This is a genomic window from Pseudomonas rossensis (assembly GCF_039888995.1).
Taxonomy (GTDB): domain Bacteria; phylum Pseudomonadota; class Gammaproteobacteria; order Pseudomonadales; family Pseudomonadaceae; genus Aquipseudomonas; species Aquipseudomonas rossensis.
On sequence record NZ_JBBWCB010000193.1, the window covers coordinates 1 to 8,310 of the forward strand.

The 8,310-nt window shown below is 52.8% G+C and carries 8 protein-coding genes and 1 pseudogene; 5 read left to right on the forward strand and 4 right to left on the reverse strand.

The window, feature by feature from the left end; all coding sequences use genetic code 11:
• Positions 1–349: 349 nt before the first annotated feature.
• On the reverse strand, positions 350–1,330 hold the full coding sequence (locus tag WLY71_RS28245; protein ID WP_347806180.1) for a site-specific integrase: 981 nt from the start codon (positions 1,328–1,330) through the stop codon (positions 350–352).
• Between the two features lie 181 nt (positions 1,331–1,511).
• On the opposite strand from WLY71_RS28245, the gene WLY71_RS28250 reads away from it, so the two are divergent.
• Complete coding sequence (locus WLY71_RS28250; RefSeq protein ID WP_347806181.1) at positions 1,512–2,519, forward strand: DNA-binding protein; 1,008 nt, start codon at positions 1,512–1,514, stop codon at positions 2,517–2,519.
• Between the two features lie 219 nt (positions 2,520–2,738).
• Here WLY71_RS28250 and WLY71_RS28255 read toward each other — a convergent pair whose 3' ends face one another.
• Both WLY71_RS28255 and WLY71_RS28260 read right to left on the reverse strand, forming a co-directional pair.
• A complete protein-coding gene (locus WLY71_RS28255; protein WP_347806182.1) occupies positions 2,739–3,395 on the reverse strand; it encodes a hypothetical protein in 657 nt (218 codons plus the stop codon).
• Positions 3,396–3,479: 84 nt separating this feature from the next.
• The gene (locus WLY71_RS28260; RefSeq protein ID WP_347806183.1) at positions 3,480–4,283 is read right to left on the reverse strand and encodes a DUF6694 family lipoprotein; all 804 of its coding nucleotides are present in this window, start codon (positions 4,281–4,283) and stop codon (positions 3,480–3,482) included.
• A 157-nt stretch (positions 4,284–4,440) separates the two neighbouring features.
• Here WLY71_RS28260 and WLY71_RS28265 point away from each other — a divergent pair, with 157 nt between their 5' ends.
• The 4 genes and pseudogenes from WLY71_RS28265 (at position 4,441) to WLY71_RS28280 (ending at position 7,793) form a co-directional block, all read left to right on the forward strand.
• A complete protein-coding gene (locus WLY71_RS28265) occupies positions 4,441–5,514 on the forward strand; it encodes a DUF6119 family protein (protein WP_347806186.1) in 1,074 nt (357 codons plus the stop codon).
• Positions 5,478–5,701, forward strand: a pseudogene (locus WLY71_RS28270) (gamma-glutamyltransferase); the annotation flags it as partial. The gene WLY71_RS28265 and the pseudogene WLY71_RS28270, both read left to right, overlap by 37 nt.
• A 1,013-nt stretch (positions 5,702–6,714) precedes the next feature.
• The gene (locus WLY71_RS28275) at positions 6,715–7,293 is read left to right on the forward strand and encodes a DUF6088 family protein (protein ID WP_149660790.1); all 579 of its coding nucleotides are present in this window, start codon (positions 6,715–6,717) and stop codon (positions 7,291–7,293) included.
• A 272-nt stretch (positions 7,294–7,565) separates the two neighbouring features.
• Positions 7,566–7,793, forward strand: a complete 228-nt coding sequence (locus WLY71_RS28280) for a BPSL0761 family protein (RefSeq protein ID WP_347806184.1) — start codon at positions 7,566–7,568, stop codon at positions 7,791–7,793.
• 28 nt (positions 7,794–7,821) lie between these two features.
• Here WLY71_RS28280 and WLY71_RS28285 read toward each other — a convergent pair.
• A partial coding sequence (locus WLY71_RS28285) for a hypothetical protein (RefSeq protein WP_347806185.1) occupies positions 7,822–8,310 on the reverse strand: 489 nt, incomplete at its 5' end.

Genomic DNA, 8,310 nt, shown 5'->3' on the forward strand with positions numbered 1-8,310 from the left:
GAACTGGGCGTAGAAGCCCGCCAAAACAGACGGCATGGGGTGTTTCTCGGAAAAGACCGTAGAACGCAGCGACTTTTTTCAACTCGTCACTCAGTGATGACGAGTTGATCGGAGCATCCCTAGCGGGATATCAATGTGTCGTGAAATTGCGGAAATTACGAATGCTCAGCTTGGATAGGCGCACGTGATTTCCTCTCTCATGCGAATTGGCCGCCCGCTTTTAGGGGCTTGGCCTCATGGCGAGATGCCATGGCCGGAAATCTTAGTAGATGGCGCACAACCACGCGAACCTAGTCCAACCGTTCCATCAACGGTGAAACAAATTTACTCGCGACACCTCATCCGGCCCTTAGGGATTTTCAGCCACTGTCAACGCTTGCGCTTGGGGAATAGCTGATGAAGTGAGCGGCCGACCTGTCGCCAACTCCCCAAAGGAATCTGCCGTGTCGATGTAGCGCATGGCTGACTTCATGTCCTTCCAGCCGACGTACGTCATCAGCGCTTTGATATCCCAGCCATTGGCCGCGGCCCAGGTGGCGAAGCCGCGACGCAGTGAGTGACTGGTGTACAGATCGCCAGACACCCCCGCGCGATTAAAAATTCGCCGTAGCAGTGGAATCAGGCTGTTGGCGTTAAAGCCGTCTTCAGCCAGATGCCCCCAACGATCGATTTTCCTGAACACGGACCCATGCGCGATGCCGGCCACTGTTATCCAGTTGACGTAAGCCTGCACGGGACAGAGCTTTTTGAGGGCTGGGGTGTGGAAGGTTGTGCCTAGGTGTTGTCGGTCGCCTTTCGTGTACGACAGATAAAAAGTGATGCCAGCACCGGACTCCGCTTGGGTATTTTCAACCTGCAGGCGAGCCAGTTCATCGCCTCGAAAGCCACGCCAGAACCCAATCAGCACCAAGGCTATATCTCGCCGACACCGCATCAGCCTACCCAGGTCATGATCCTTCGAGGCCTGTTCCGATTCGCGCTCGAGCCAAGCTACTGCTTGTTCCAGGTGAAGTAGAAGCAGTGGGGCGGCCTGTTTCTCTTGGGCCGGATGCAATGTCCGGATGCCCTTGATCATCTGCTTAACGGTGGGCGTTTTCGTAGGATCAGGAAATCCCTGAGTGACATGCCACTGAGCTAGAGCGGCCAGGCGTTGCTTCAGCGTGCTGATCGCGTGCTGGTCTGCGTACTCGGCAAGGTAACGCACGATGCCATCCCCGGTCGCCGGCAGAAACCCACCCCAGGTCACCTCAAAGTGTTCCACCGCCGCACGGTAACTGCGTCGGGTGTTTTCCCGGCTGCCGGCCTGCAGGTACTGATAAGCCTTGTTCATCTCGACCCTTCCGCGTGAAACGTACCTTTTCCGGCGACGGAAAAGGCCAAAATCAGCTCTATGATGCGATAACGCTCAATTATTTTATCAAAGAAAAGCTCTCATGCTGTACTTTTTATAGCTGTAAAGTGCTATGTATATACGTGGTATGTAAAACAGTACGAAATCGTAGGAGAGGAAAATGGCACGCGGCGGAATTAACAAGGCGACTGTCCAAAAAGCGCGAGAATCGCTGCTTGCTCGGGGAGAGAATCCGAGCATCGACGCCGTGCGCATCGAACTGGGAAATACCGGCTCAAAGACGACTATTCACCGTTATTTGAAGGAAATAGAAGATTTTGACCCTAGACCGCGGGCCTCTAGAGAGCGGCTGAGTGATGAACTGACCGAGCTTGTTGCCGGCCTTTTAGAGCGAATGACGGAGGAGGGAGGCGAAGCTCTCGCGCATGCCCAGGCTCGTTTCGACGAGCAGCGCAGCGAGCTGGAGCAAAAGCTCGACGGCTTGAGTGCCGAATTCGCCTCATTGCAGCGAGAAGTGGATAGTCAGAAAGGAGCGTTAGCGCTTCAAGCGGATGAGTTGCAGATTTGTCAGGCAAGCCTGCAAGCCGAGCTCACCCGCAATGCCCGCCTGAGCCAAAATTGCAGTGACTTGGAATTTCGCGTTCAGGATAAGGATGAGCAGATCCGCTCGCTGGAAGAAAAGCACCTTCACTCCCGTGAGGCTCTGGAACATTACCGCAACGCGGTCAAGGAGCAGCGTGAACAGGAGCAGCAACGACACGAAGGACAGGTGCAGCAAGTTCAGGTTGAGCTGCGACAGCTGCAGCAAACGTTGATGCTCAAGCAGGATGAACTGACTCGACTCAACAGAGATAACGAGCGCTTATTAAGTGAGGCGCGACAGCAGGCCAAGGCGGCGGCGACGCATGAAGACGCGGCGCTTCGTTTGAGCGGTGAGATTGCCGCCATGAAGACAGCAGTTGCCAAGGCAGACGGGGCGAAAGAAGCGCTTCAGGAGCAGCTAGGCATGTCGCGTGCGGAATCCAAGCGGCTAGAGGAGGGTTTGGCGCAGGCGAGCTCGCAACTGACTGAAGCCACGAGGTTGTCGTTGCACTATTCAGCGGAGCTCACTGGGCTACGACAAGCCGCGGATCATCCTGTTACTGCCAATGAAAGCTCCACTAAATAAGGCCCAAGGAGAGTTAGATTGATCAAATTTAACGCGGTGTGCAGCGGTTCTGTTGCAAGTACTCTTGGCCTGAAACGTGCGCATGAGCGCCTGAACCAGATGGTTTCTTCGGATGATTGTTCGGGGCCACTGAAGCGTATCGGGCGAGTCGCATCAAGTGCGAAGAAGGTGACGCCCAAAATGAGCGGGGAGGGTTTCGATGCGTAGTAGGCTAGTGCATCAGTAGCCAGAATCTACGTTGATATCTATAGATATTTGGGTGGCGGCTGAAATTGCGTTGATTTTTATTTCCAGCTCTTCCGTCAGATTTTCAAAAAATGCTTCGCCTTCTGAAGATTCCAGGTCAGCCGCTATCGTTAGACGTTTGTTGGAGGAAGTGACGGGGTTTCCTAAGATCCTGTTCAATAAGCCACTTGCAACGACTTCAGCTAGCTGGGTGCTCAGCAAATTGCCCAAACCCTTTGAGCGATACTGGGGGCGAATGAACACAGCCAGGAGGGACAGGTGGATAGAGGCTTCATCTTCTTCGGGCTCGTCCGAATTTGAGCTCGTAAGACTCTGGTCTCCGAAGCCGCTTAGACGGTACCGACAAAGGCCGCCCAACTGGCCGTTAATCCAGAGCTCCAGATTTTCAGCGTTGATAAAATATTCGATGTTTAACGGTGAACCGACCTCGCAGATTTCAGCGACAAGAGGTTCCTTCTGAGCGTCAGTTGCCATCCCCACTGAAAAGAGGGTCGCCCACTCCTCAGTACCACTGTAGGTAAAATGGAATTGGACGGAGAGATACTGCCTCCGTGGCCCAAGGAATCCGTCCTGAGGTGCAGAAAAGTCCTCGTCCCGTTCTTCGATGATGTCAAACTCTTGCTCGTTCATTAGCGCTCCAAAATGGACATGTCGAGTCCGTTTTTACTGGTAGTACGGGAAGAAGCGATCAAGCACTTTTCTTGCATCGTTGCATCAGTGAGCGTACTTTTCTTTGAGAGTCGAGAGCCTGGTTGCATCGCGTTCGGTAAATACGCCGGCATCGAATAGCGGCTTTCCATCAGCACCATCAAGTCGTTCGACGGTTACGGTGAAAATTGCATCCTTTGGAGGTTCCACCTTGCCCCAGTCTGAAAACTGATTGGGTGCGAGGTTCCACGATTGAGTCTCGCCGTGCTCCAGGCCACCACTTATTGAGTAGTTGAACGTTTCGACAAGCCAAGGCACAGATCGCCCGGGGGAGGCGATGGTGCCTTTGAAGTACGCCCGCGCAACGGCACTGCCAGTACCGTTGTTCACAGTTATTTCTATGATCGGCTGATTCCCAAGGCCATATTCTTTTGCCTTTTGGTAGAAGCGAGATTTTGAAACCTCAAAATGAGCTAATTGAGTTTTTGCGGCTTCGGATTTTTTCTGTTTTTCGGCAAGCTCCTGAATCTCAGCCAACGCCTGCTGCCGCTCGCGCTCTGCACGTGCTGTGCGAACTCGACTGGCTTCATCAGAAACCTGCAGGGCAGTCTTCCCATTAAGAGCGGTAAGCATGTCTGAAGACACGTCTTCAGCATTTTTCTTGCCCTGTAAGACCTGAGAAATATCGAGGCCTTGGAAAGCAAGTACCATCACATCAGAGGCAAATTGCTTGCGCTTGTCCTCAGGCAAGCTTGCAGCAACCTTTGCTGCCGAGTCTTTGAAAGCTTGTTGTGAACTGCCGTCGAGCTTCGGCTCACCACAGCCAGCCAGCATCCCTGCCATAAGTGCTACACACATCAACCGGCGCATCTGCATTCCCTCTCAGAAAATTGAGCGTCAGCATATCAAAGTGATGTCGAAATGCGATTAACTCAGAGCGATTGACAACCAGTAATTAGGCTTTAGACAGAGCGTTACCTGATGACTATCATTTTGGTCAGCCAAGGCCAAGATGGCGTTGCTGCGCATGGAGATTCAAGTGCCAAATCCGGAGAAGGTCAGGACGTTGTCGGTACGTTTGCTTCGCGAGGATTGCGCGGCCAGCGCCTCAATTAAACCGGAATACGCTCCAGAAGGGCGACGCAACACGCTCAGCCAAAGCGAGTGGCCAGGCGTTGAGGGCGCGCAGCTGTACATTGGACAGATCTATTCCAGCAGGCCTTCTTGGGTTTCGTTTGTCGAGGAGCAGGTAGGTGCACAATCTGATCGGCTTCTCGCGAGCGGGGCGGGAGCGGTGGTGTTTTTGCCTGTCGGTGTCAGAACCATGGCGATTTGTTTTGGGCACATCCATTTGGCTTTGCAGGACGATGCGTTTGAGCGTCAGTTTGGGTTGAAGGTTACGCTCAACTCGGTGCCGCCCGATGGGCTGCGCACGCTTGATCTTGCGACCCCCGATGCCGTTACTTTCCAGAAGCGCGTGCAAGCGAGCAAAGACAGTGACCTGCAAGAATTTGGGGTCGACATGCTTCGTGATTTGGCTCGTGTTGCGGGTGGTACCCCGACGAATACTCAGTTCGCCAGGTTTCTAGCAGGCCGAGACAGCCTTTCCATCACCTGTAAGGTGGGTTCGGATGATCTGTTGGAAAAGTGCGAACAGATTCTCGCGGTGTACACCTCTAACGAATACAAACAGCGATTTGCCTGGATTGACAATATGCAGGTTGTCCGGGACAAGGTGACGCTCGAGAAGCTGGATCTCAAATTATTCAATGCGTTGAGGGCACTTCGTAATGGCAGGGAGAGCGCCTTGCACATGGCGCCGCCTGAGATAGTCAACTACGAAGAAGGCAATTTGCTGCACTACAACGGGTTCGGCAGTGGGGGTACAGATTTCCATAGCCTTCCAATCGAAGATTACGTGTCTGAGCTCAATCGTTGCGGCTTCGACGGCACGATTGATGAAATACACGAAAAGCACTACGTCAGGACAAAGGATGCTTCCTCAGACACGTTCAAGGAGCATTGGAAGGTGTACCAATGCTTTACGTTTGAAACGACTTTAGGTACACGCAGCATCAGGGCCATGTGCAGAAAATCATGAGTCTGATGGGTTTCGATCTGAATCCGTAAGCCGCACTGGACGCTCCTCTCTGGCAGTGGCTAGGCGGGAAAAAGGTCGGTATCGAGCAGGGGCTTCCAGGGATTTCGCCAATGCTTTGGCACGGCGAGGGTATGTGATGTATATCGGCAGTCATCTGACAGATTACGGAGTAGGGCAGATCATCCTTGCGACCCGGTCCGTGCGTGAGATCGAAAGCGGCCGATAGCGCCCCAAGACTTGTTCTGCGAGCGCTTCGGAGACCAGGAGGCTGCCCACTCGTTGATCAACTTCTACGTTCGGCCCGAAGATTGCTGCCATGCAGAAAGGCGTGGAAAGGTGATGGCACTTTCTATTATTGCCTGATACGGCATTAATGTATGAGGCATGGACCTGACGTCCCGCTTGGGTTGCGTAGTGAGGCCTCGGTGGAAATGATCGGCGCTCCGGAAGAACAGGCGGACTTGGGCAATCCGCTCGAGATCGCTCGGCGGGAATCCAATTAATATTGAATCAGAACGGGATGTAAAATGAGTGCTAAAACCTGGAACGCATTATGGCGCCTTGAGGGGCCGCCTACTGAAGTGCTGATCATTGGTGTTGGCCTCTACGTAGGTATCCGCCCAGGGCTAAGTGGAATACATGAGGCGATAGTCATTAAGTAGCTTGACGGAACGCGACCTGCATCCAGACGGCAATCTCACTGTCTTGACTATGGGGCCGACCCAGTTATGCAATATCCGGGTCTGGGAGTTATCGGATATTGCATTCCAGCCTTTTGGTGTTGCCGTGCAGCACAATGGCAGTAAGCGCTTGTTGATCAACCTAAGTCATCACCAGCATGCCAAGGCTTCTGGAAGAGGACGGTCTAGGGCAGCTCTGCAATAGTACAGCTAAGCTGACAGAAATGTTTTATTTCATGAAACGCATCAATGAAAATGGCATGGGCTGATACACGTGACTAGTTTATGCCGACCTGGTGCAATCTGCGCTGTCAGAGGACTATCAGACGATTTGAGCGAGTGACACACACTGTGGGCCGGGCTAGTTGAATGCATACTGGGCGTGTAGTGCGCCGGTGCTGAAGGGTCAGCTCTAAGCGCTGTCTAGATTTAAGCCATTTCCCATTGGAATGGTAAACTCCCGTGCAGTGAAGTGTAAGATCTATTGGACATGTATTTGTGCACCGAAGGGGAGGCATTTGTGTCCGTTGCATACGTCATCTCCCAGAGAGTCAAACGCCTGAAGAAAGGGCAGCCCTTCGTCGGCACGAAGTTGGCCTCAGTCGGCTCTCGCTCTGCGGTCAATAAAGCACTTTCCAAACTGGTACTCGCAGGATTACTAGAACGCGTGGCCCGAGGCGTATACATGCGCCCCAAGTTAAACAGCTACATCGGTCCAGTACGTCCGAGCCCACTCACGGTTATGAAGGTAATCACCACCGCTAACGGTGAGACGATACAGGTACATGGAGCGGAGGCAGTCCGCAGATTGGGCCTCAGCACACAAATGCAGGTGCTACCAACTTATTATACAAGCGGCTCTTCGCGCGAAATCAAAATCGGGGTTGCCTTGGTGCGTCTCAAGCATGTATCTAAAGACCGCCTTCAGCATGCCGGTACGAATCTAGGATTAGTACTCACGGCACTCCACTACGTGGGAAAGCGGGGGATGTCCAAGGAGATTCTGTCAAAAATTACTGATACGCTGAGCAATGAAGAATTTCGCAAGCTTTTAGATTGCAAAATGCCGAAATGGATGCGGTCCTGTCTTACCTCATGACCTATCAGTTGGAGCTAGCGCGATGGCAAGGAATTATGGCTGCGTTGGTCAGCGGCTGCGCCCGTCATTAGCCACCCAATCGTGGCTATGCTTTCAAAAACTGACATGAACGCACACATACCGTTCGCCCGTTGCGTCCTAGAGCTTTCGCAAGGATGAGGACCAGGCTTGAATTAAGCTGATCGGTGTGCATAGGCGCGGGTGTACGGTGGAGCTTGCATATTATATCAACCTTCACTCCGAACTTTTGCTGAAGCTGCTGGGAGATCGAAATGACCATGCCGGAAGAGCGCACTCGCGCGGTGATTCAGACTCGAGAATTCTTAGTTGAGCTATACCGCGATAAATCTCTTCCCGAAAAAATTCGGCGCGATGCCAAATTTCTTTTACGACATTACCCAAGCAAAGCTGACATGGTGCTAGCAGCCCGACTCGAGGAGCAACCCGCTTTGTTAACAGAGCTCATCGGGCCCGTTTTCAGCTTACCAGGCGATGATTGAAGCAACGTTTTCTCGCCTGCGCTCTGTTTTATCGGGTGTGACGAAGATCGGTCTCTGCACAGAACAAGACACGGATAGCAGGGAGTGTGAGATCGAGGTCGTCCCTCAACGAATAGGTAGAGCCGCTGGTCACCTTGAATACTAGGAAATGGGTGCCATCCGTTGGAGCTTCTACGAGCGAGACCTGTTGCAGCGGCTCCATTAACCATCTGGCTTGACCATTCATATATGGCGGGGTTACCAACTGCACCTGCTCGATCCACGTTCGGGTCGACTGGTAATCGACGTACTGCTTAAGCTCATGGGCGTGATATAGCATCAGCATGGTGGCATTTAATTCCCGCCCATGGCGGCGTACCACCTGCAGGTAGAACCAAGGCAAGATCAACTCCTGCTCGACGCAGCTCCATAATTGCTGGTTGGGAGCGGAGCACAGCTCATCGGGCAGCTCCAATCCGATTTCTGTATGACGGTAAGTAGTGAACATAGCCACCTCAAAATGAACACTATAGATTGT